The sequence below is a fragment of the Rhodoferax sp. genome (assembly GCF_034520025.1).
Taxonomy (GTDB): domain Bacteria; phylum Pseudomonadota; class Gammaproteobacteria; order Burkholderiales; family Burkholderiaceae_C; genus Allorhodoferax.
This window is the reverse complement of the sequence record NZ_JAXHNZ010000002.1, coordinates 1,232,948-1,252,515: the sequence shown is the minus strand read 5'-3', so window position 1 is coordinate 1,252,515 and position 19,568 is coordinate 1,232,948. Positions and strand designations below refer to the sequence as shown.

The window sequence follows — 19,568 nt, the reverse complement described above, 5'->3', positions numbered from 1 at the left end:
CAAGCTTGGCGGGCGCTACCGGTCAATTCGATATGCGAGCATTTGAAATATCCTCTCCCGGTACGCCGGACGTTTTGCGTCTGGTGGATCGGCCCGCGCCTGTTGCAGGGGCGGGGGAGTTGCTGATTCGTGTAGCAGCCAGCGGCGTTAATCGTCCGGATGTATTGCAGCGATTGGGCAAGTACCCCGCGCCTGCCGGTGCCTCGGACATTCCGGGCTTGGAGGTCGCTGGGCATATCGTCGATGGAGATCGTGCGGCGCTGGCGTTCGCCGGTTTGGATATCGGGACTCCCGTGTGTGCCCTCGTCGCTGGTGGCGGCTATGCAGAGTTCTGCGTCGCACCGATTGCGCAGTGCCTGCCAGTGCCCGATGGATGGAGCTTAGTGGAGGCCGCCAGCCTACCGGAAACATTCTTTACCGTCTGGTCGAATGTGTTCGATCGCGGCGCATTGAAGGCCGGCGAAACCTTGTTAATCCAAGGGGGCAGTAGTGGTATCGGGGTAACTGCTATCCAACTCGCTAAGGCACGCGGTGCCACTGTGATCGTCACGGCGGGCACGGAGGAAAAGTGCCAGGCTTGTCTTGCTCTGGGCGCAGACCATGCGATCAATTACCGGACAGACGATTTTGAGGCGCAGGTCATGGGCTTGACCCACGGGCGTGGCGTCGATTTGATCCTCGATATGGTGGCGGGTTCATACCTCGGCAAAGAAGTAAATTGCTTGGCCGACGATGGGCGATTGGTGTTGATTGCCGTTCAGGGCGGTGTTCACGCGGAGCTCAATGCGGGTGCCATCTTGCGCAAGCGCTTAACGGTCACCGGTTCTACGTTACGCGCGCGCCCTGTGGCATTCAAGGCTGCTATTGCCAAGGCCTTGCGCCAAGAGGTGTGGCCCTTGTTGTCGCGCAAAGACGTGCGTCCTGTGGTGTTTCGACAATTCGCTGTATCCGGGGCCGATGGTGGCACGGCTGCTGCTGCCGCACACAGTGTTATGGAAAGCAACGCCCATATCGGGAAACTTGTGTTGAATTGGGAATCTGCATGAAAAAGAAACTGATTGCGGGCAATTGGAAGATGAACGGCAGCGCAGCTGCCAATGCAGCTCTTGTAGAGGCCTTGCGCGCAGGCCTCGCGGGAGTGTCCTGCCAGATGGCGATCTGCGTGCCAGCGGTGTACTTGTCGCAAGTGGCGCAGCTGGTTCAAAACTCGGACATCGGTTTGGGTGCACAGGATGTGTCCGCGTATGACGCCGGTGCCTACACGGGTGAAATCTCCGCGGCTATGTTGCGTGAATGTGGTGTGCGCTATGTGATCGTGGGTCACTCTGAGCGGCGTCAATATCACGGCGAAACCGATGTTACCGTGGCAGTGAAAACCCAAAAGGCCTTGGCCGCTGGTGTGACCCCCATCGTATGTGTGGGTGAAACCTTGGCTGAGCGTGAAGCCGGCAAGACGGAGGAGGTCGTTAAGCGGCAACTGGCAGCGGTGATTCACACCAATGGGCATTGCATCAGCGAAATCGTGGTTGCCTATGAGCCTGTCTGGGCCATTGGCACCGGTAAAACTGCCACACCCGCGCAAGCCCAAGAAGTTCATGCAGTGCTGCGTGCTCAGCTTCTGGCTGCAACACCGCATGCAGATCGCATGCACATTTTGTACGGTGGCAGCATGAACGCATCGAATGCTGCGGAACTGCTCGCGCAAAAAGACATTGATGGCGGTTTGGTCGGTGGAGCTTCTCTGAAAGCGCCGGACTTTCTGGCGATTGCAGCCGCCGCCTGAATTATTTTTTGAATTTGAATCAAGGAGAATTTATGAACGTTGTGATTACTATCATTCTGAGCATCCAGTTGCTGTCGGCGATCGCGATGATCGGACTAATTTTGGTTCAGCACGGGAAGGGTGCTGATATGGGGGCTGCTTTTGGTAGCGGCGGATCCGGCAGCTTGTTCGGTGCGAGTGGTAGTGCCAACTTCCTCTCCCGCACAACCGCAGTGCTGGCCACGGTGTTTTTTGTTTCGACCCTTGCGTTGGCTTACTTCGGCAACCTTCGCCCATCTACTTCCGGCTCCGTGCTTGAAGCGATTCCCGCAGCGCCGGTCGTTGAAACAGTGCCAGCGGCCCCTGCATCGGGTGCTGCGCAAATTCCTGCAAAATAAACACCGCTGAAATCCCTGCGACTGCCTGCAAGGCAGAGAAATTCAGGGTAAACTCTAAGGCTGATGAACGAGCAAATGCCGCAAGGCTCCTCACGCAAATTCATCGGCTGAGAGCCGCCGTCGTGGTGAAATTGGTAGACACGCTATCTTGAGGGGGTAGTGGCGAAAGCTGTGCGAGTTCGAGTCTCGCCGACGGCACCAGAAAGAAATCAGCTTGCGCAGGTTCTACCCCTGTGGCAGGCATTTATGGTGATCAGAATCTCAAGATGAACCTCGACCAATATCTCCCCGTTTTGCTGTTCATCTTGGTTGGTATCGGCGTAGGCGTTGTGCCCCAGATCTTGGGATACATCCTTGGGCCCAACAGGCCTGATGCTGCCAAAAACTCCCCTTATGAATGCGGTTTTGAAGCGTTTGAAGACGCTCGGATGAAGTTTGACGTCCGGTACTACCTCGTTGCCATTCTCTTTATTTTGTTTGACTTGGAAACAGCGTTTCTGTTTCCATGGGCGGTAGCCCTCAAGGAGCTCGGTCTGTTCGGGTTCTTGCTCGGTGTCGAGTTCGTGGTCATTTTGACTATCGGATTCGTCTACATGTGGAAAAAAGGCGCATTGGACTGGGAGTAACGCAATGATTGAAGGCGTTTTGAAGGAAGGCTTCGTCGCGACGAGTTACGACTCTGTAGTGAACTGGGCAAAGACCGGTTCCATCTGGCCGATGACATTCGGATTGGCCTGTTGCGCTGTGGAAATGATGCACGCTGCGGCAGCGCGATATGACATCAGTCGCTTTGGTTCAGAAGTGTTTCGCGCAAGCCCTCGTCAGTCAGATCTGATGATTGTGGCAGGCACTCTGTGCAACAAAATGGCTCCTGCGCTGCGCAAAGTCTACGACCAGATGTCGGAGCCACGTTGGGTAATCAGCATGGGTTCGTGCGCCAATGGCGGTGGTTATTACCACTACAGCTATTCGGTGGTGCGGGGATGCGACCGCATCGTTCCGGTGGATGTCTATGTGCCAGGCTGCCCTCCGACCGCTGAAGCCTTGGTATACGGAATTTTGCAGCTGCAGCACAAAATCCGTCGCACCGAAACCATCGCACGGGCCTGAGAGATATGACTATTTATTCAGTGAGTCCTGAGGCAACACAGGCCGCAGTTCAAGCAGCTCTTGGTGATAAGGTAAAGCAAATTTCGATAGCGCTTGGCGAAGTCACTGTGCAAGTGGCCCCGGCAGACTATTTGGAAGCTGCACTGTCTCTCCGTGATGCGCCTAGTTGCCAGTTTGAGCAGTTGATTGACCTGTGTGGGGTTGACTACTCAGAGTACAAAGATGGCGCGTACGAAGGTGCTCGTTTCGCTGTCGTCTCGCATTTGCTCTCCATCAGTTTGAATCAGCGCTTGCGCTTGAAAGTGTGGGTCGCAAACGATGACATGCCGGTTGTTGCTTCGGTAAATTCAGTTTGGAATTCTGCGAATTGGTTTGAGCGCGAAGCTTTTGACTTGTTCGGTATTCTTTTTGAAGGCCATGATGACCTCCGCCGGATATTGACGGATTACGGCTTTATTGGTCACCCGTTCCGCAAGGACTTTCCGCTCAGTGGCCATGTCGAAATGCGCTACGACGCGGAACAAGCGCGTGTGGTGTACCAGCCTGTCACGATTGAGGCTCGGGAAATCACACCACGCATCATCCGTGAAGACAATTACGGAGGCCTGCAGTAAGCAGAACAAGCATGGCTGAAATTAAAAACTACACTTTGAACTTCGGCCCGCAGCATCCTGCGGCTCACGGAGTGTTGCGCCTCGTCTTGGAGTTGGACGGCGAAGTGATCCAACGCGCGGATCCGCACATTGGTTTGTTGCATCGTGCGACTGAAAAGTTGGCCGAAAGCAAAACTTATATCCAATCCCTGCCGTACATGGATCGTTTGGACTACGTGTCCATGATGTGTAATGAGCATGCATACTGCCTGGCCATCGAGAAGCTTTTGGGCATCGAGGTGCCGATTCGCGCGCAGTACATCCGGGTGATGTACTCGGAAATTACCCGACTGCTCAACCATCTGATGTGGCTGGGCTCGCATGGTAACGATTGCGGTAGCTCGACGATTCTGATTTACACCTTCCGCGAGCGGGAAGATCTCTTTGACATGTATGAGGCCGCCAGTGGCGCCCGCATGCATGCTGCGTACTTCCGCCCAGGTGGTGTCTACCGTGACTTGCCGGATACCATGCCCCAATTCAAGGCCAGCAAGGTCCGGAATGCCAAGGGGATCGAGGAACTGAACGCCAATCGCAAGGGTTCGTTGCTGGACTTTATCGACGACTTTGCACAGCGCTTTCCGGCTTGTTTGGAGGAGTACCACACTCTGCTGACCGAAAACCGAATTTGGAAGCAGCGTACGGTCAATATAGGAATTGTGTCGCCTGAGCGTGCGTTGAATATGGGTTTTTCAGGCCCTATGCTGCGTGGATCGGGCATCGGTTGGGATCTGCGCAAAAAGCAGCCGTATGATGCCTATGACAAAGTCGAGTTCGATATACCCGTCGGGAAGACTGGCGACGTCTATGACCGCTATCTCGTTCGCATGGAAGAGATGAAGCAGTCCAATCGCATCATCAAGCAGTGCGTGGACTGGCTCAAAGCCAATCCTGGTCCCGTGATTACGGACAACCACAAAGTGGCTCCCCCTTCCCGCGAAGCGATGAAGTCGAGCATGGAAGAGCTGATTCACCACTTCAAGTTGTTTACGGAAGGTTTCCGTGTACCTGAAGGTGAAGCTTATGCCGCAGTGGAGCATCCGAAGGGGGAGTTTGGTATTTACATCGTCAGTGATGGTGCCAACAAACCTTATCGTTTGAAAATTCGACCCCCAGGATTCGTGCATTTGGCCAGTTTGAACGAGATGGCAAAGGGTCACATGATTGCCGATGCTGTTTCCATTATTGGAACCATGGATATTGTTTTTGGAGAGATTGATCGATGATCTCCGCTGAAATGAAATCGCGTTTTGATCGCGAAGTTGCAAAGTACCCATCTGAGCAAAAGCAATCCGCAGTCATGGCTTGCTTGGCGATTGTTCAGCAAGAGCTGGGTTTCGTGAGCACCGACAGTGAAAAGGTGATTGCTGAGCATTTGTCCATGGCGCCCATGGCAGTGCATGAGGTCACGACGTTCTACAACATGTACAACCAGCGTTCGGTTGGCAAGTTCAAGTTGAATGTATGCACGAACCTGCCATGCCAGTTGCGTGACGGCCAAAAGGCCCTCCATCATTTGGAGTCCAAACTCGGAATCCATATGGGGGAAACCACTGCTGATGGCCTATTCACACTCCAACAGAGCGAGTGTTTGGGCGCTTGCGCCGACTCTCCGGTGATGTTGGTGAATGACCGCGCGATGTGCAGCTTCATGACGAACGACCGGCTTGATCAGTTGGTGGATGAACTGCGTGCCTCGGGAGGCCAAGCATGAGCGCCAACAGTATCCTCGCAAAATTCAGTGCTTCCGGCGCTGAAACTTGTTTCCACGATCGCCACATCGAGCCACAAATCTATGCAGGTTTGAATGGTTCTAACTGGAGCCTTCAAGACTACGTTTCTCGTGGCGGCTACCAAGCATTGCGCAAGATTTTGGGCAAAGACGGAGGCGAAGGACTGACCCAAGACCAAGTCATCGCCACGGTGAAAGAGTCGGGCCTTCGTGGTCGTGGGGGCGCAGGCTTCCCGACGGGGTTGAAGTGGAGTTTCATGCCACGTCAATTTCCAGGTCAGAAGTATTTGGTTTGCAATTCTGATGAGGGCGAGCCTGGCACTTGCAAAGATCGTGACATCTTGCAATTCAACCCGCACATAGTCATCGAAGGAATGGCTATCGCTGCCTATGCGATGGGCATCTCGGTTGGGTACAACTACATTCACGGCGAAATTTTTGCTTCGTACGATCGTTTTGAAGCTGCACTCGAAGAAGCACGCGCTGCTGGTTTCCTCGGCGACGGAATCATGGGCAGCAACTTTAACTTCCAATTACATGCTGCACACGGGTTTGGAGCGTACATCTGCGGTGAAGAAACCGCACTGCTGGAGTCCATAGAGGGCAAAAAAGGTCAGCCACGTTTCAAGCCGCCGTTTCCTGCAAGCTTTGGCCTCTACGGCAAACCGACCACAATCAACAACACAGAGACTTTCGCGGCTGTGCCTTGGATCATCCGCAACGGTGGTCAAGCCTATCTTGAGTGCGGCAAGCCTAACAATGGCGGCACCAAGATCTACTCTGTGAGCGGAGACGTAGAGCGTCCGGGCAACTACGAAGTTCCGATGGGCACACCTTTTGCAAAGCTGCTCGAGTTGGCGGGCGGTGTGCGCGCGGGCAGACAGTTGAAGGCAGTCATTCCAGGCGGATCTTCATCGCCCGTATTGCCGGCGTCCATCATCATGGAATGCACGATGGACTACGACTCGATTGCGAAAGCAGGATCGATGCTGGGGTCCGGTGCCGTGATCGTGATGGATGACAGCCGTTGTATGGTGAAAGCTCTGCAGCGCTTGAGCTATTTCTACATGCATGAATCCTGTGGTCAGTGCACCCCATGCCGCGAAGGCACGGGCTGGTTGTCCCGCATGGTGGATCGCATTGAGGGAGGACAAGGTCGTCCAAGCGATATGGATCTGTTGGACAACGTTGCCGAAAATATTCAAGGACGCACAATTTGCGCTCTGGGTGATGCGGCGGCCATGCCTGTGCGCGCCATGATTAAACACTTCCGGCACGAATTTGAGTACCACGTGGCGAACAAGACCTGCATGGTCCCTGCCTACGTTTGAGCGAGTCCACAAGATGATTGAAATCGAACTCGACGGCAAAAAAGTTGAAATTGCTGAAGGCAGCATGGTGATGCATGCTGCTGATAAGGCCGGCACCTATATTCCGCATTTTTGCTATCACAAGAAGCTGAGCATTGCAGCGAACTGCCGCATGTGCTTGGTGGATGTCGAAAAAATGCCCAAGCCGATGCCGGCCTGCGCGACACCGGTCACCAACGGCATGATCGTTCGGACCAAAAGCGAAAAAGCCATCAAAGCGCAGAAGTCCGTCATGGAGTTTCTGTTGATCAACCATCCTTTGGACTGCCCGATTTGCGACCAAGGTGGTGAATGCCAATTGCAAGATCTGGCAGTGGGTTACGGCGGTTCCTCTTCACGTTATGAGGAAGAGAAGCGCGTCGTGTTCCATAAGGACGTGGGCCCACTCGTTTCCATGGAAGAGATGAGCCGTTGCATCCACTGCACCCGCTGTGTCCGTTTCGGGCAAGAGGTTGCCGGCGTGATGGAACTTGGTATGTCGCATCGTGGTGAGCATGCTGAGATTGAGACTTTCATCGGCCAGAGCGTGGACTCTGAGTTGTCCGGCAACATGATTGATATTTGCCCGGTGGGTGCTCTCACGAGCAAGCCATTCCGGTACAGCGCTCGTACCTGGGAGCTGTCACGTCGTAAATCAGTGAGCCCTCACGACTCAACCGGTGCCAACTTGGTTGTTCAAGTCAAAAACAATCAAGTCATGCGCGTCGTTCCTTTGGAGAACGAAGCCGTGAACGAGTGCTGGATTGCCGATCGTGATCGCTTCTCCTATGAAGCGCTGAATGGTCCTGACCGCTTGACGTCCCCAATGATCAAGCAGGGCGGTGAGTGGAAAGCGGTGGATTGGCAAACTGCGCTTGAGTACGTTGCCAACGGGTTGAAGCAAATCAAATCTAATCACGGTGCAAACCGCATCGGAGCATTGCTGAGCCCTCACAGCACGCTGGAGGAAATGGCGCTCACCAAGACCCTTGTTCAGGGACTCGGATCCGGAAGCGTAGACTTCCGTCTTCGCCATGCAGATTTTTCCGGCACGCAAATGGTCCCTTATTTGGGAACGTCTATCGCGTCTTTGACTACTTTGCAGCGGGTGCTAGTTGTCGGCTCGAACCTGCGCAAAGACCACCCGCTTTTTGCACAGCGCATTCGCCAAGCTACCAAGGCTGGAGCACAAGTGCATGCCATCGTCGACTCCCAAGCGGATTGGGCGCTGCCTTTGTCTACAAGCCATGTCGTTGAATCTGCCATGTGGGTTCAAACCCTGGCCGATATTGCCGTTGCATTGGCTGAGATAAATGGTGTTGCTGCACCTGCGGCCGGTACCTCGACCGAAGCTGCGAAGTCAGTAGCCAAATCCCTGAGCACTGGTGAGCGAAAAGCCATCTTGCTCGGTAATGCGGCGGCCCACCATGCGAAGTCCTCCAGCTTGGTTGCTATTGCTTCCTGGATTGCTGCTCAAACAGGCGCCAATATCGGATACCTGACAGAGGCAGCCAACACTGTGGGTGGATATGCTGTGGGAGCGTTGCCAACAGGCAATGGTTTTCATGCAGGTCAGATGCTGACCGGCGCACTGAAAGCGGCGATCCTGGTGAATGTTGAACCTGAATTCGATACCGCTGTCGGAGCTGCGTCCAAGCAGGGCTTGATGGGGGCCGAAATGGTAGTGACCCTCAGTCCTTTCAAATGCAACCTGTCGTTTAGCGATGTGCTTCTGCCGATCGCGCCATTTACTGAAACGTCCGGTTCATTCGTGAACGCCGAGGGCCGTGTCCAAAGTTTCCATGCGGTGGTGAAGCCCTTGGGTGAAACTCGCCCCGCCTGGAAGGTACTTCGCGTACTGGGCAACCTCATGTCGGTTCAAGGCATGGAGTTTGATTCGAGTCAAGAGGTTTTGGCCTCTTTGGAATCGCTTGGTATCCAAGCAGGCAGCGTAGCCGCTGACCGTTTGGGCCTAAGCGTGAGTGGAGCTATTGACTTGACGCCGGCAGAAGTGCGTCCGGTTGTGGCCAGCATCTATCAATTGGATGGCTTGGTACGTCGCTCGAGTTCCTTGCAGTTAACAGCGGATGCGCGTGCCGCACATGAGGTGGCAGCATGATTGACACTATTTACAGCGCAGGCCTTGGTTTGTTCAGTGTGCCTGTATGGGCATCCGTGTTGTGGCCGGTCATTTGGACGCTCTTGAAAATTGTCATTGTGGTCCTCCCTCTCATGGGCGCTGTGGCCTATCTCACTCTTTGGGAGCGGAAGTTCCTGGGTTGGATGCAAGTGCGAGTGGGGCCTAACCGTGTAGGACCATGGGGTCTTTTGCAACCAATCGCCGATGCGTTGAAGCTATTGACCAAAGAAATTTTGGTCCCTACAGCTGCGAACAGAGGTTTGTTCTTTGTGGGCCCGATTTTGACCATCATGCCGGCCATGGCAGCTTGGGCAGTCATTCCTTTCGGGCCTGATGTGGCGCTGGCCAACATCAATGCGGGATTGCTGTTTGTTATGGCTATTACCTCCATGGAGGTTTATGGCGTCGTGATCGCGGGCTGGGCTTCGAACTCCAAATATGCGTTCTTAGGAGCCCTCCGCGCGTCCGCACAAATGGTGAGCTACGAAATTGCCATGGGCTTTTGCCTTGTGATCGTGCTCATGGTGTCTTCCAGCATGAATCTTTCAGACATTGTGGCGGGACAGGCGACTGGTCAGTTCGCAGCCTCGGGCTTGAATTTCTTGTCTTGGAACTGGTTGCCACTCCTCCCAATTTTTGCGGTCTACATCATTTCCGGTCTCGCTGAAACCAATCGCCACCCTTTTGACGTCGTTGAAGGCGAAGCCGAGATCGTTGCCGGTCACATGGTCGAGTATTCCGGCATGTCATACGCGATGTTCTACCTGGCTGAATACGCCAATATGTGGCTTATTTCTATTCTTGCAGCCCTTATGTTTCTGGGCGGCTGGTTGTCCCCCTTTGACCACGCGTTGGTAAATTGGATACCTGGCTGGATCTGGTTGGGACTCAAGACTTTCGCGATTGTCAGCTTGTTCATTTGGGTACGTGCTACCTTCCCCCGTTTTCGTTATGACCAGATCATGCGCTTGGGTTGGAAGGTATTCATTCCCGTAACGTTGGTTTGGTTATTGGTGGTCGGTTTGTGGATGCAAACGCCTCTGAACATTTGGAAGTGAGGGGCATAGTAATGTCTACACAAACTACGGCTCGCCCGGCTTCGGCCTTTTCCATCAAGGATTTTCTCTACAGCTTTTTGCTGGTGGAGTTATTCAAGGGAATGGCTTTGACAGGCCGTTACTTGTTTCGTAAGAAAGTTACTGTTCAATTTCCTGAGGAGAAGACGCCTCTTTCACCGCGTTTCCGTGGTCTGCATGCGTTGCGGCGCTATGAAAATGGGGAAGAACGTTGCATTGCCTGCAAATTGTGCGAAGCGGTGTGTCCTGCGATGGCGATCACTATCGAATCCGATGTCCGGGACGATGGTTCCCGCAAGACGACACGTTACGACATCGACCTGACCAAATGCATTTTTTGCGGCTTCTGTGAAGAAAGCTGCCCCGTTGACTCCATCGTTGAAACACACATTTTGGAGTACCACGGCGAAAAGCGCGGCGACCTGTACTTCACCAAGGAAATGCTCCTGGCGGTGGGAGATCGCTACGAAACCGAGATTGCCGCAAACAAGCAGGCAGATGCGAAGTACCGATGAATAGCCGCAAGAAAGCCCTTGAATCATGAATGTTACGACCGGACTTTTTTACGTCTTCGCTGCGGTGCTCTTGTTCGCAGCGTTTCGAGTGATCACTGCACGCAATCCAGTGCACGCGGCGCTGTATTTGGTGTTGACGTTCTTTCAGGCAGCGATGATTTGGATGCTGTTAAAAGCTGAATTCCTGTCTATCACACTAGTGTTGGTGTATGTCGGCGCTGTCATGGTGTTGTTCCTTTTCGTTGTGATGATGATGGACATCAACGTGGAGAACCTGCGTGTTGGTTTTTGGAAGCATTTCCCGCTTGCAGCCGTTGTGGGCGTTGTGATTGCTTTGGAAATGGCCGCTGTGTTGATGGGCGGGTTCCGGGTAGTGGATGACCCAGCCGCCTTGGCAGCTGCTACTGCAGCTGAGCCAAGTAACGCAAAGGCTTTGGGTAAGTTGCTTTTCACCCAATACATTGTTCAGCTTGAAGTAGCTGCCGCCATACTCCTGGTCGCCATGATTGCGGCAATCGCACTGACCTTGCGCGCACGCAAGGACAGCAAATATGTCTCTCCAGGTGAGCAGGTACGTGTCAAGCCGGTAGATCGCATGACAGTACTTAAGATGGACGCTACGAAGTCTGCGCCAGTGGTTGAGACAGTTGATACGGAGCAAAAAGCATGACTTTGACCCTGGGACACTTCCTATCACTCGGAGCGATGTTGTTCGCACTCTCGGTAGTCGGAATATTTCTTAACCGTCGCAACCTGATTGTTTTGTTGATGGCGATTGAGCTTATGTTGCTGGCAGTGAATACAAATTTCGTGGCCTTTTCCCACTATTTGAATGACATGCACGGCCAAATTTTTGTTTTCTTTATCCTGACCGTGGCCGCTGCTGAAGCTGCTATCGGACTCGCGATTCTGGTTTTGCTGTTCCGCAATAAATCCAGTATCAGCGTGGATGAGCTCAATACTTTGAAGGGTTAATCTAATGAGCCAGACCCTTTCTGCGTCGACTTTGCTAGCCGTACCTTTAGCGCCACTTGCCGGTGCTTTGTTGGCAGGTGTATTTGGTACGAAATTTGGTGGCAATTGGTTTGGTCGCAAGCTTAGCCACAGTCTCACTATTCTCGGCGTCTTTATTTCCTTCGTTTTATCTGCGATGACATTGATGTCGGTCGTGAATGACGGAGCACGATTCAACGAAACCATTTATACCTGGATGGTCGTTGGTGGTTTGAAAATGGAAGTTGGCTTCCTGGTGGACTCCTTGACCGCCATGATGATGTGTGTGGTTACCTTCGTCTCTCTCATGGTTCACCTGTACACGGTGGGTTACATGGAAGAGGACGAGGGTTACAACCGTTTCTTTGCTTACATATCCTTGTTTACTTTCTCGATGCTGATGCTCGTGATGAGTAACAACTTGCTCCAGCTGTTCTTTGGCTGGGAGGCGGTGGGCTTGGTGTCTTACCTGTTGATCGGGTTTTGGTTCAATAAGCCGACGGCAATTTTTGCCAACATGAAGGCATTTTTGGTCAACCGGGTCGGCGACTTCGGCTTCATTCTGGGTATTGGTCTCATCGGCGCTTACACCGGTAGCTTGAATTACACCGAAATTTTTGCGAAAACCAATGATCTTTCAGCCTTGGTCTTCCCCGGTACTGACTGGATGTTGGTCACAGTAATTTGCATCTGTTTGTTCATCGGCGCCATGGGCAAGTCCGCGCAATTCCCTTTGCACGTTTGGTTGCCCGACTCTATGGAAGGCCCAACGCCCATCTCCGCGTTGATTCATGCTGCCACGATGGTGACTGCAGGTATCTTCATGGTCTCGCGTATGTCTCCATTGTTTGAGCTGAGTGACACAGCTTTGAATTTGATTCTCGTGGTGGGTTCGATTACTGCGCTGTTCATGGGCTTTTTGGGCATCATTCAGAATGACATCAAGCGAGTTGTCGCTTATTCGACTCTGTCTCAGCTCGGCTATATGACGGTCGCTTTGGGCGTGTCTGCTTATTCAGTAGCAGTCTTCCATTTGATGACCCACGCATTCTTCAAGGCACTGTTGTTCCTTGGTGCGGGCTCGGTCATCATGGGGGTCCATCACAACCAGGACCTTCGTTGGATGGGCGGTTTGCGCAAGTACATGCCCATTACCTGGATTACTTCGCTACTTGGTTCGTTGGCCCTGATCGGCACTCCCTTGTTTTCTGGCTTTTACTCGAAGGACAGCATCATCGAGGCGGTTCACGCCAGTAACCTGCCTGCGTCCGGCTTTGCCAATTTCGCGGTGCTTGCAGGGGTGTTCGTGACGGCCTTCTACTCTTTCCGTATGTACTTCTTGGTATTTCACGGAAAAGAGCGCTTTGACCAAAACCCTGATGCCCACCATGACGACCACCACCATGATGCGGTTCCCCATGAGTCCCCGTGGGTGGTCTGGGTGCCATTGGTTTTGTTGGCGATCCCTTCAGTACTGATTGGATATTTCACCATCGGGCCTATGCTCCACGGTGACTTCTTCAAGGATGTCATCTACGTCAATCACACCTTGCACCCAGCGATGGAAGAGATTTCTTCCAAGTTCCACGGTGCCGTTGCAATGGCGTCGCATTCATTGTCGACTTTGCCTTTGTGGCTCGCGGTGGCAGGTGTGGTGTCGTCCTATGTGTTCTACATGATGTTCCCGGCGATACCCGCTGCCATCAAGCGCGTTGCCCAGCCTATCTACACCTTGCTCGAAAACAAGTATTACTTGGATTGGTTCAACGAGAACGTCTTGGCACGTGGTGCGCGACTCTTGGGAACTGGTTTATGGAAGGTCGGCGACCAAGCCATCATTGATGGTGCTGTGGTCAACGGTTCCTGGAAGCTGGTGGGCTTACTCTCTGGATTTGTGCGCAAAGCACAGTCGGGCTATCTCTACCACTACGCATTGGTCATGATCCTCGGGATTTTTGTGCTGATGACTTATTTCGTTTGGCTCAAGTAGGAGAAAAATAATATGGGTTTGTTGAGCCTTTCTATCTGGGTGCCCATCGCTTTCGGCGTTGTTCTTCTTGCATTCGGACGAGACGAGCAGGCGACTGCAGTGCGGTGGGTTGCACTGATTGGTGCACTGTGCAGTTTTTTGTTGACGCTTCCTCTGTACAGCCAGTTTGACAACACGACTGCTGCCATGCAGTTCGTTGAGAACCTCCCCTGGATCGAGCGTTTTAACGTCAATTACCACCTCGGTTTGGACGGAATTTCTTTCTGGTTCGTGCCATTGACCGCGTTTATCACGGTGATCGTGGTGATTGCCGGTTGGGAAGTGATTACTGAGCGGGTCAATCAGTACATGGGTGCGTTCTTGATCCTGAGTGGCCTCATGATCGGCGTGTTCTCCGCATTGGACGGCATGCTGTTCTATGTGTTCTTCGAGGCAACTTTGATCCCGATGTATCTCATCATCGGCATCTGGGGCGGACCGAACAAGATCTACGCCGCATTCAAGTTTTTCTTGTACACCCTGCTCGGTTCGCTACTGATGCTGGTTGCGTTGATCTATCTCTACACCCAATCCGGCGGTAGTTTCGACTTGGCCAAATGGCATGCGCTGCCCTTGGGTGAAACAGCGCAGACTTTGCTGTTCTTTGCGTTCTTTGCGGCCTTTGCTGTGAAGGTGCCTATGTGGCCTGTGCACACATGGCTTCCTGATGTGCACGTCGAAGCGCCTACTGGTGGTTCTGCTGTGTTGGCGGCCATCATGTTGAAGTTGGGTGCCTACGGTTTCCTGCGCTTTTCCATGCCCATTGCCCCAGATGCTGCGCACACATGGGGTAGCTTGATGGTGGGTCTGTCCTTGGTGGCTGTGGTCTATGTGGGCTTGGTCGCTATGGTTCAGCAGGACATGAAAAAGCTGGTGGCTTACTCGTCCGTTGCCCACATGGGGTTCGTAACCTTGGGTTTCTTCATCTTCAACGATTTGGGTGTGTCGGGTGGCTTGGTCCAAATGATTGCTCACGGCTTCGTTTCTGGCGCCATGTTCTTGTCGATTGGAGTTTTGTACGACCGGGTCCACTCGCGTGAGATCTCTAGTTATGGCGGTGTGGTCAACACCATGCCGAAATTTGCGGCGTTCGGTTTGTTTTTCGCGATGGCTAACTGTGGTCTTCCGGGAACCGCCGGATTCGTCGGCGAATGGATGGTTATCTTGGGTGCCGTGAAGTTCAACTTCTGGGTCGGCTTCGCATCCGCAAGCGCTCTGATTTTTGGCGCAGCCTACACTTTGTGGATGTTCAAGCGCGTCTACTTGGGCCCTGTGGTCAATGATGATGTCAAGGGATTGACTGATATCAATGCGCGTGAGTTTTTGATGCTTGCTCTGTTGGCGATTGCGGTCCTGGCCATGGGCTTGTATCCCAAGCCGTTTACCGACGTGATGGATGTCTCCGTTGCTGAGCTGCTGAAGCACGTCGCTATTTCCAAGTTGAACTGATCAAACTGAATTGAGAGAAGAATGATGATTGACACAATCAGTTGGATCACGGTCTATCCAGAAATTATCTTGTTGGTGATGGCCTGTGCCATTCTGTTGATCGACCTCGGCGTCAAAAGCCCGCTCAGGGGCCTGACCTACGGACTGACAATGCTGGCACTGGGTGTTGTCGCCGCTGCGCAGGCGCATTTGGCGTTGGCGGGTCAAACCTACTACGGCTTTGGCAACATGGTTGTCAGCGATGCTATGGGCAATTGGCTCAAGTGCTTCGCGGCTATTGCCGTCATGGTTTCTCTGGTTTACGCGCGCCCCTATGCTGCCCATCGTGACATGCTCCGCGGTGGAGAGTTGTTCACTTTGAATATGCTGGCTTTGCTGGGCATGTTTGTCATGATTTCGTCCAACAATTTGCTGCTGACGTACATGGGGCTTGAGCTGTTGACCTTGTCCAGTTACGCCTTGGTTGCATTGCGCCGCGATAACGTAGCAGCGACGGAGGCCGCAATGAAGTACTTTGTGCTGGGTGCGATGGCTTCGGGCTTCTTGCTTTACGGAATGTCCATGTTGTACGGTGCGACTGGAACCTTGGACATCACCCAGTTGTTTAAGTCCATCTCGAGCGGTCAAGTGCGTCCTGACGTTTTGGTGTTCGGCTTGGTGTTCATTGTTGCGGGCTTGGCCTTTAAGTTGGGCGTCGTGCCTTTCCACATGTGGATTCCAGATGTGTATCAGGGCGCGCCCACTGCTGTGACCTTGATGATTGGTGGTGCTCCCAAGCTGGCAGCTTTTGCGATTTGTATCCGTTTGTTGGTGGAGGGTCTGCGTCCTCTGGCAAGTGATTGGCAGCAAATGTTGATGGTGTTGTCGGTGGGCTCATTGCTGATCGGGAACTTGGCGGCTATTGCCCAGACCAATTTGAAGCGCATGCTGGCTTTCTCGACGATTTCCCAGATGGGTTTCGTGTTGTTGGGACTGATGTCGGGGGTGGTGCAGGGCGATGCTGTGACTTTTGCGGCCAATGCCTACAGCTCCGCCATGTTTTACGTGGTGACATACGTGCTGACCACGCTTGCCACGTTTGGCGTCATCTTGCTCTTGTCTTGCGAAGGTTTCGAAAGCGAAGAGATCTCCGATTTTGCCGGCTTGAACCAACGCAGCCCTTTGTACGCGGCGGTGATGGCTATCTGTGCGTTCTCGTTGGCTGGTATTCCGCCAATGGTCGGTTTCTACGCCAAGTTGTCAGTATTGCAGGCTTTGGTGGTCTCTGGCGAGCCTATCTATCTCGGCATGGCAGTGTTCGCTGTGCTGATGTCGCTGATTGGTGCCTTCTATTACCTCCGTTTGGTCAAGGTGATGTATTTCGACGAGCCAATTACGGCAACAACCGTCAATGCACCGGCTGACGTCCGGGTGGTACTGTCTATCAACGGCGCTTTGGTGCTGATACTGGGCTTGGCGCCTGGTGGTCTGATGGCCTTGTGTGCTGCCTCCGTTCGCCAGATGCTGGGGATGTAAGAAGCGTCTACACGAATTCCGAGGCCTCGCTGAATGGATAGTTCTTCCAGTGTGTTCGTGTTGTTGCTGACTGCGGTTGCATTCGCAAATGCTCCTTTTCTCACCCGGCGAGTTTTCGGGTTCTTCGGAACCGAAGAAAAGTCGCTTGGGGCCCGCTTAGGGGAACTCGTGGTGGCTTACTTTCTCGTAGGTGGCATAGGGTTGTTGCTGGAGCAGACAGCAGGTCAAATCTTCCCGCAAGGCTGGGAGTTTTACGCCATCACCGGTACCCTCTTTGTCACCCTGGCTTTTCCAGGGTTTGTGTGTCGGTATCTCCTGAAACGCCATGATTAGTTCCCGGGAGGATGCACACCTCCGCGAGGAATTAGTTTCTAGTGGAGAAGTTCTTCAGGGTAGCTTTCTCAAAGTCTTGCGGGATTCAGTAGTTTTACCTGACGGTAAGGCTGCCACGAGAGAATACGTTGTACACCCTGGCGCTGTGATGGTCATTCCTTTACTGGAGGAGGCTGACGCACCAACACGGGTCGTACTAGAGCGTCAATATCGTTATCCGGTTCAGCAGGTGATGATCGAATTTCCTGCAGGAAAGTTGGATTCGGGTGAGACCACTTTGGAGTGTGCTCAGCGCGAGTTGTTTGAAGAGACCGGTTACCGCGCTGGCCAGTGGGCCAAAGCGGGCGTGATCCACCCGGTGATTGCCTACTCCACCGAGTTTATTGAGGTCTGGTTCGCCCGCGATCTGATCCCCGGCCCGAGACATTTGGACTCCGGTGAACTCCTCGATGTATTTGATGCGCCTGCGGCGGACTTGATCACTGCATGCCTCGAAGGGCAAGTTACAGACGCCAAGACAGTTGCTGCTGCACTTTGGTTACAGCATTACATAACAGGGACTTGGTCGCCCGCCTGGCACTCCGCCGTCTGAGGCTGGCCCATAGCTTTCTAGGTATGAAGGTACTCGATTTGTCTTGCCTGTCCGGCCATGTCTTTGAAGGCTGGTTTGGTTCTGAAGATGACTTTTCAACCCAGTTGTCGCATGGCTTGGTGCAATGCCCTGTATGTGGTTCTTCCAGCGTCCATAAAAAGCTGAGTGCGCCACGTCTCAACCTGTCACGTGCCAAAGCACTGGATGACAGTAACTCTGTTGCTCCGCGATCCCCTGCGATGGGCGTATCTCCCGGCGCATCAATGACTGCCCCTTTGCCCGCAAACATGCAGGCGGAATTGCAGAGCGCACTCGCAAAAGTAGTTCAACAAGTGTTGGCCAGTACGGATGACGTCGGTGACCGTTTTGCAGAGGAAGCTAGGCGCATTCACTATGGCGAGACAGAGGAACGTGCGATCCGCGGTCAAGCGACTGTCGATGAGGCCAAGGAGCTGGTGGAGGAGGGGATAGAGCTTATGGCCATCCCCATTCCCGAGCATTTGAAGAATCCCCTGCAGTAGAAACTGCAGAGGTTCCACACTACCCTGCTTATGGGTAAAGGCCGCGCAATTCGCGTGCGTGCAAAATCCGCTTGCAAGCAACGATAAATGTTGCGGTGCGCAGGCTCACCCGGTGCTCGGCGGCCACTTCCCAGACTGCTGCGAACGCGTCTTTCATGATGCGCACCAGCCGTGCGTTGATTTCGTCCTCGCTCCAGAAGAAGCTGGAGAAATCCTGTACCCATTCAAAGTAGCTCACCGTCACGCCACCCGCGTTGGCAATCACGTCAGGAACCACCAGGATGTTGCGGCTCTGCAAAATGTCATCCGCCGCCGGTGTCGTGGGGCCGTTCGCACCTTCAATGATGAGTTTTGCTTGGATGCGATGGGCATTGGCGGCGGTGATCTGCTGCTCTAGCGCTGCAGGAATCAAAATGTCGCAAGGCACATCCCAGAAAGCATTGGCATCGATGGTTTCTGCGCCCGGAAAACCGGCGACGCTACCTTGGCGGCCAACATGGGCTAGCAACGCATTAGCGTCGAGTCCGGACTCCTGGTAAATCGTGCCACCATGGTCTTGCACCGCCACAATGCGGGCGCCGGCTTGGGCAAACAACTTGGCAGCAATACCGCCCACATTGCCAAAGCCTTGCACAGCCAGACGTGCCTTGCTGATGTCGAGTCCGAGGTGCTGCGCGGCCTCAACGCCCACGGTGTAGACACCACGGCCGGTTGCCTCGCGGCGACCCAATGAACCACCCAAGTCAATGGGCTTGCCTGTGACTACACCGGTAGCGGTAGCACCTTCGTTCATGGAGTAGGTATCCATCATCCACGCCATGATCTGCTCGTTGGTATTGACGTCAGGTGCGGGAATATCTTTGGAGGGGCCGATGATGATGCCAATCTCGCTGGTGTAGCGGCGCGTCAACCGCTCCAACTCACCCATGGACAGCGTCTTGGGGTCTACGCGGATGCCGCCTTTTGCGCCACCGTAGGGCACGTTCACCGCTGCGTTTTTTACCGACATCCACGCGGACAAGGCCATCACTTCTGACAGGGTCACGTCCTGGTGAAAGCGCACACCGCCTTTACCCGGACCGCGGGACGTATTGTGCTGAACCCGGTAGCCTTCAAAGTGGGCTACGGTACCGTTGTCCAGTTGAATTGGCACATCGACGATCAGAGCGCGCTTGGGGCGCTTGAGTGTTTCAGCCCAGCGCGCCAAATGGCCGAGGTACGGTGTCACACGATCCACTTGCTGAAGGTAAATGCCCCACGGACCGAGATGGTCGGCCTGCAGGTAAGACGGCAGCGCATGGGTAACGGCTGCGTTGTGGGCGTTAGGCGTCTGTTGAACGCCGGATTGCTGCGACATGAATGCTCCTTGTAGTTGTCGTCAAGGCTCGCAATGTAGGCTGC

The 19,568-nt window shown here is 53.7% G+C and carries 21 protein-coding genes and 1 tRNA gene; 21 read left to right on the top strand and 1 reads right to left on the bottom strand.

Going from position 1 to position 19,568, the window contains the following annotated elements; translation table 11 throughout:
* Positions 1-32: 32 nt before the first annotated feature.
* The 21 genes from U5L73_RS14225 to U5L73_RS14125 all read left to right on the top strand — a co-directional run bounded on the left by U5L73_RS14225 (position 33) and on the right by U5L73_RS14125 (position 18,167).
* Complete coding sequence (locus tag U5L73_RS14225; protein ID WP_322562956.1) at positions 33-1,046, top strand: NAD(P)H-quinone oxidoreductase; 1,014 nt, start codon at positions 33-35, stop codon at positions 1,044-1,046.
* Positions 1,043-1,783 (top strand): triose-phosphate isomerase, encoded by a 741-nt coding sequence (tpiA, locus tag U5L73_RS14220; RefSeq protein ID WP_322562955.1) that lies wholly within the window; start codon positions 1,043-1,045, stop codon positions 1,781-1,783. Before U5L73_RS14225 ends, tpiA begins: the two co-directional genes overlap by 4 nt.
* A gap of 32 nt (positions 1,784-1,815) precedes the next feature.
* Positions 1,816-2,160 carry a preprotein translocase subunit SecG gene (secG, locus tag U5L73_RS14215; protein ID WP_313880094.1) on the top strand — a complete coding sequence of 115 codons (345 nt, stop codon included), beginning with the start codon at positions 1,816-1,818 and terminating at the stop codon, positions 2,158-2,160.
* A 116-nt stretch (positions 2,161-2,276) separates the two neighbouring features.
* A tRNA-Leu gene (locus tag U5L73_RS14210) sits at positions 2,277-2,361 on the top strand.
* Between the two features lie 65 nt (positions 2,362-2,426).
* Positions 2,427-2,786, top strand: coding sequence for an NADH-quinone oxidoreductase subunit A (locus U5L73_RS14205; RefSeq protein WP_322562954.1), 360 nt, complete (start codon positions 2,427-2,429; stop codon positions 2,784-2,786).
* A gap of 4 nt (positions 2,787-2,790) precedes the next feature.
* Positions 2,791-3,270 (top strand): NADH-quinone oxidoreductase subunit B family protein, encoded by a 480-nt coding sequence (locus tag U5L73_RS14200; RefSeq protein ID WP_322562953.1) that lies wholly within the window; start codon positions 2,791-2,793, stop codon positions 3,268-3,270.
* 5 nt (positions 3,271-3,275) lie between these two features.
* Positions 3,276-3,884, top strand: coding sequence for an NADH-quinone oxidoreductase subunit C (locus U5L73_RS14195; protein WP_322562952.1), 609 nt, complete (start codon positions 3,276-3,278; stop codon positions 3,882-3,884).
* Positions 3,885-3,895: 11 nt separating this feature from the next.
* A complete protein-coding gene (locus U5L73_RS14190; protein ID WP_313880097.1) occupies positions 3,896-5,149 on the top strand; it encodes an NADH-quinone oxidoreductase subunit D in 1,254 nt (417 codons plus the stop codon).
* Between the two features lie 11 nt (positions 5,150-5,160).
* On the top strand, positions 5,161-5,637 hold the full coding sequence (nuoE, locus tag U5L73_RS14185; protein WP_416221318.1) for an NADH-quinone oxidoreductase subunit NuoE: 477 nt from the start codon (positions 5,161-5,163) through the stop codon (positions 5,635-5,637).
* Positions 5,634-6,986 carry an NADH-quinone oxidoreductase subunit NuoF gene (gene nuoF / locus U5L73_RS14180; protein ID WP_322562950.1) on the top strand — a complete coding sequence of 451 codons (1,353 nt, stop codon included), beginning with the start codon at positions 5,634-5,636 and terminating at the stop codon, positions 6,984-6,986. Before nuoE ends, nuoF begins: the two co-directional genes overlap by 4 nt.
* A 13-nt stretch (positions 6,987-6,999) precedes the next feature.
* The gene (gene nuoG, locus U5L73_RS14175) at positions 7,000-9,123 is read left to right on the top strand and encodes an NADH-quinone oxidoreductase subunit NuoG (RefSeq protein WP_322562949.1); all 2,124 of its coding nucleotides are present in this window, start codon (positions 7,000-7,002) and stop codon (positions 9,121-9,123) included.
* A complete protein-coding gene (nuoH, locus tag U5L73_RS14170) occupies positions 9,120-10,202 on the top strand; it encodes an NADH-quinone oxidoreductase subunit NuoH (protein WP_322562948.1) in 1,083 nt (360 codons plus the stop codon). Before nuoG ends, nuoH begins: the two co-directional genes overlap by 4 nt.
* Before the next feature lie 11 nt (positions 10,203-10,213).
* The gene (nuoI, locus tag U5L73_RS14165) at positions 10,214-10,735 is read left to right on the top strand and encodes an NADH-quinone oxidoreductase subunit NuoI (RefSeq protein ID WP_322562947.1); all 522 of its coding nucleotides are present in this window, start codon (positions 10,214-10,216) and stop codon (positions 10,733-10,735) included.
* A gap of 25 nt (positions 10,736-10,760) precedes the next feature.
* The gene (locus tag U5L73_RS14160) at positions 10,761-11,405 is read left to right on the top strand and encodes an NADH-quinone oxidoreductase subunit J (protein WP_322562946.1); all 645 of its coding nucleotides are present in this window, start codon (positions 10,761-10,763) and stop codon (positions 11,403-11,405) included.
* Positions 11,402-11,710 (top strand): NADH-quinone oxidoreductase subunit NuoK, encoded by a 309-nt coding sequence (gene nuoK / locus U5L73_RS14155; protein ID WP_296508048.1) that lies wholly within the window; start codon positions 11,402-11,404, stop codon positions 11,708-11,710. The genes U5L73_RS14160 and nuoK overlap by 4 nt, the downstream gene beginning before the upstream one ends.
* Before the next feature lie 4 nt (positions 11,711-11,714).
* Positions 11,715-13,718 (top strand): NADH-quinone oxidoreductase subunit L, encoded by a 2,004-nt coding sequence (nuoL, locus tag U5L73_RS14150; RefSeq protein ID WP_322562945.1) that lies wholly within the window; start codon positions 11,715-11,717, stop codon positions 13,716-13,718.
* Between the two features lie 12 nt (positions 13,719-13,730).
* On the top strand, positions 13,731-15,206 hold the full coding sequence (locus U5L73_RS14145; RefSeq protein ID WP_322562944.1) for an NADH-quinone oxidoreductase subunit M: 1,476 nt from the start codon (positions 13,731-13,733) through the stop codon (positions 15,204-15,206).
* Between the two features lie 24 nt (positions 15,207-15,230).
* Positions 15,231-16,721, top strand: a complete 1,491-nt coding sequence (nuoN, locus tag U5L73_RS14140) for an NADH-quinone oxidoreductase subunit NuoN (protein ID WP_322562943.1) — start codon at positions 15,231-15,233, stop codon at positions 16,719-16,721.
* Between the two features lie 33 nt (positions 16,722-16,754).
* On the top strand, positions 16,755-17,054 hold the full coding sequence (locus U5L73_RS14135; protein ID WP_322562942.1) for a DUF2818 family protein: 300 nt from the start codon (positions 16,755-16,757) through the stop codon (positions 17,052-17,054).
* 148 nt (positions 17,055-17,202) lie between these two features.
* A complete protein-coding gene (locus U5L73_RS14130) occupies positions 17,203-17,646 on the top strand; it encodes an NUDIX hydrolase (RefSeq protein ID WP_322562941.1) in 444 nt (147 codons plus the stop codon).
* Positions 17,647-17,669: 23 nt separating this feature from the next.
* On the top strand, positions 17,670-18,167 hold the full coding sequence (locus U5L73_RS14125) for a DUF1178 family protein (protein WP_322562940.1): 498 nt from the start codon (positions 17,670-17,672) through the stop codon (positions 18,165-18,167).
* Between the two features lie 28 nt (positions 18,168-18,195).
* On the opposite strand, the gene U5L73_RS14120 is transcribed toward U5L73_RS14125, so the two are convergent.
* Positions 18,196-19,524 (bottom strand): Glu/Leu/Phe/Val dehydrogenase, encoded by a 1,329-nt coding sequence (locus U5L73_RS14120; protein ID WP_322562939.1) that lies wholly within the window; start codon positions 19,522-19,524, stop codon positions 18,196-18,198.
* Positions 19,525-19,568 lie beyond the last annotated feature (44 nt).

Coding starts and splice junctions, on each gene's coding strand:
- U5L73_RS14225 (WP_322562956.1), top strand. CDS start 33: ATGCGAGCATTTGAAATATCCTCTCCCGGTACGCCGGACGTTTTGCGT.
- tpiA (WP_322562955.1), top strand. CDS start 1,043: ATGAAAAAGAAACTGATTGCGGGCAATTGGAAGATGAACGGCAGCGCA.
- secG (WP_313880094.1), top strand. CDS start 1,816: ATGAACGTTGTGATTACTATCATTCTGAGCATCCAGTTGCTGTCGGCG.
- U5L73_RS14205 (WP_322562954.1), top strand. CDS start 2,427: ATGAACCTCGACCAATATCTCCCCGTTTTGCTGTTCATCTTGGTTGGT.
- U5L73_RS14200 (WP_322562953.1), top strand. CDS start 2,791: ATGATTGAAGGCGTTTTGAAGGAAGGCTTCGTCGCGACGAGTTACGAC.
- U5L73_RS14195 (WP_322562952.1), top strand. CDS start 3,276: ATGACTATTTATTCAGTGAGTCCTGAGGCAACACAGGCCGCAGTTCAA.
- U5L73_RS14190 (WP_313880097.1), top strand. CDS start 3,896: ATGGCTGAAATTAAAAACTACACTTTGAACTTCGGCCCGCAGCATCCT.
- nuoE (WP_416221318.1), top strand. CDS start 5,161: ATGAAATCGCGTTTTGATCGCGAAGTTGCAAAGTACCCATCTGAGCAA.
- nuoF (WP_322562950.1), top strand. CDS start 5,634: ATGAGCGCCAACAGTATCCTCGCAAAATTCAGTGCTTCCGGCGCTGAA.
- nuoG (WP_322562949.1), top strand. CDS start 7,000: ATGATTGAAATCGAACTCGACGGCAAAAAAGTTGAAATTGCTGAAGGC.
- nuoH (WP_322562948.1), top strand. CDS start 9,120: ATGATTGACACTATTTACAGCGCAGGCCTTGGTTTGTTCAGTGTGCCT.
- nuoI (WP_322562947.1), top strand. CDS start 10,214: ATGTCTACACAAACTACGGCTCGCCCGGCTTCGGCCTTTTCCATCAAG.
- U5L73_RS14160 (WP_322562946.1), top strand. CDS start 10,761: ATGAATGTTACGACCGGACTTTTTTACGTCTTCGCTGCGGTGCTCTTG.
- nuoK (WP_296508048.1), top strand. CDS start 11,402: ATGACTTTGACCCTGGGACACTTCCTATCACTCGGAGCGATGTTGTTC.
- nuoL (WP_322562945.1), top strand. CDS start 11,715: ATGAGCCAGACCCTTTCTGCGTCGACTTTGCTAGCCGTACCTTTAGCG.
- U5L73_RS14145 (WP_322562944.1), top strand. CDS start 13,731: ATGGGTTTGTTGAGCCTTTCTATCTGGGTGCCCATCGCTTTCGGCGTT.
- nuoN (WP_322562943.1), top strand. CDS start 15,231: ATGATTGACACAATCAGTTGGATCACGGTCTATCCAGAAATTATCTTG.
- U5L73_RS14135 (WP_322562942.1), top strand. CDS start 16,755: ATGGATAGTTCTTCCAGTGTGTTCGTGTTGTTGCTGACTGCGGTTGCA.
- U5L73_RS14130 (WP_322562941.1), top strand. CDS start 17,203: ATGGTCATTCCTTTACTGGAGGAGGCTGACGCACCAACACGGGTCGTA.
- U5L73_RS14125 (WP_322562940.1), top strand. CDS start 17,670: ATGAAGGTACTCGATTTGTCTTGCCTGTCCGGCCATGTCTTTGAAGGC.
- U5L73_RS14120 (WP_322562939.1), bottom strand. CDS start 19,524: ATGTCGCAGCAATCCGGCGTTCAACAGACGCCTAACGCCCACAACGCA.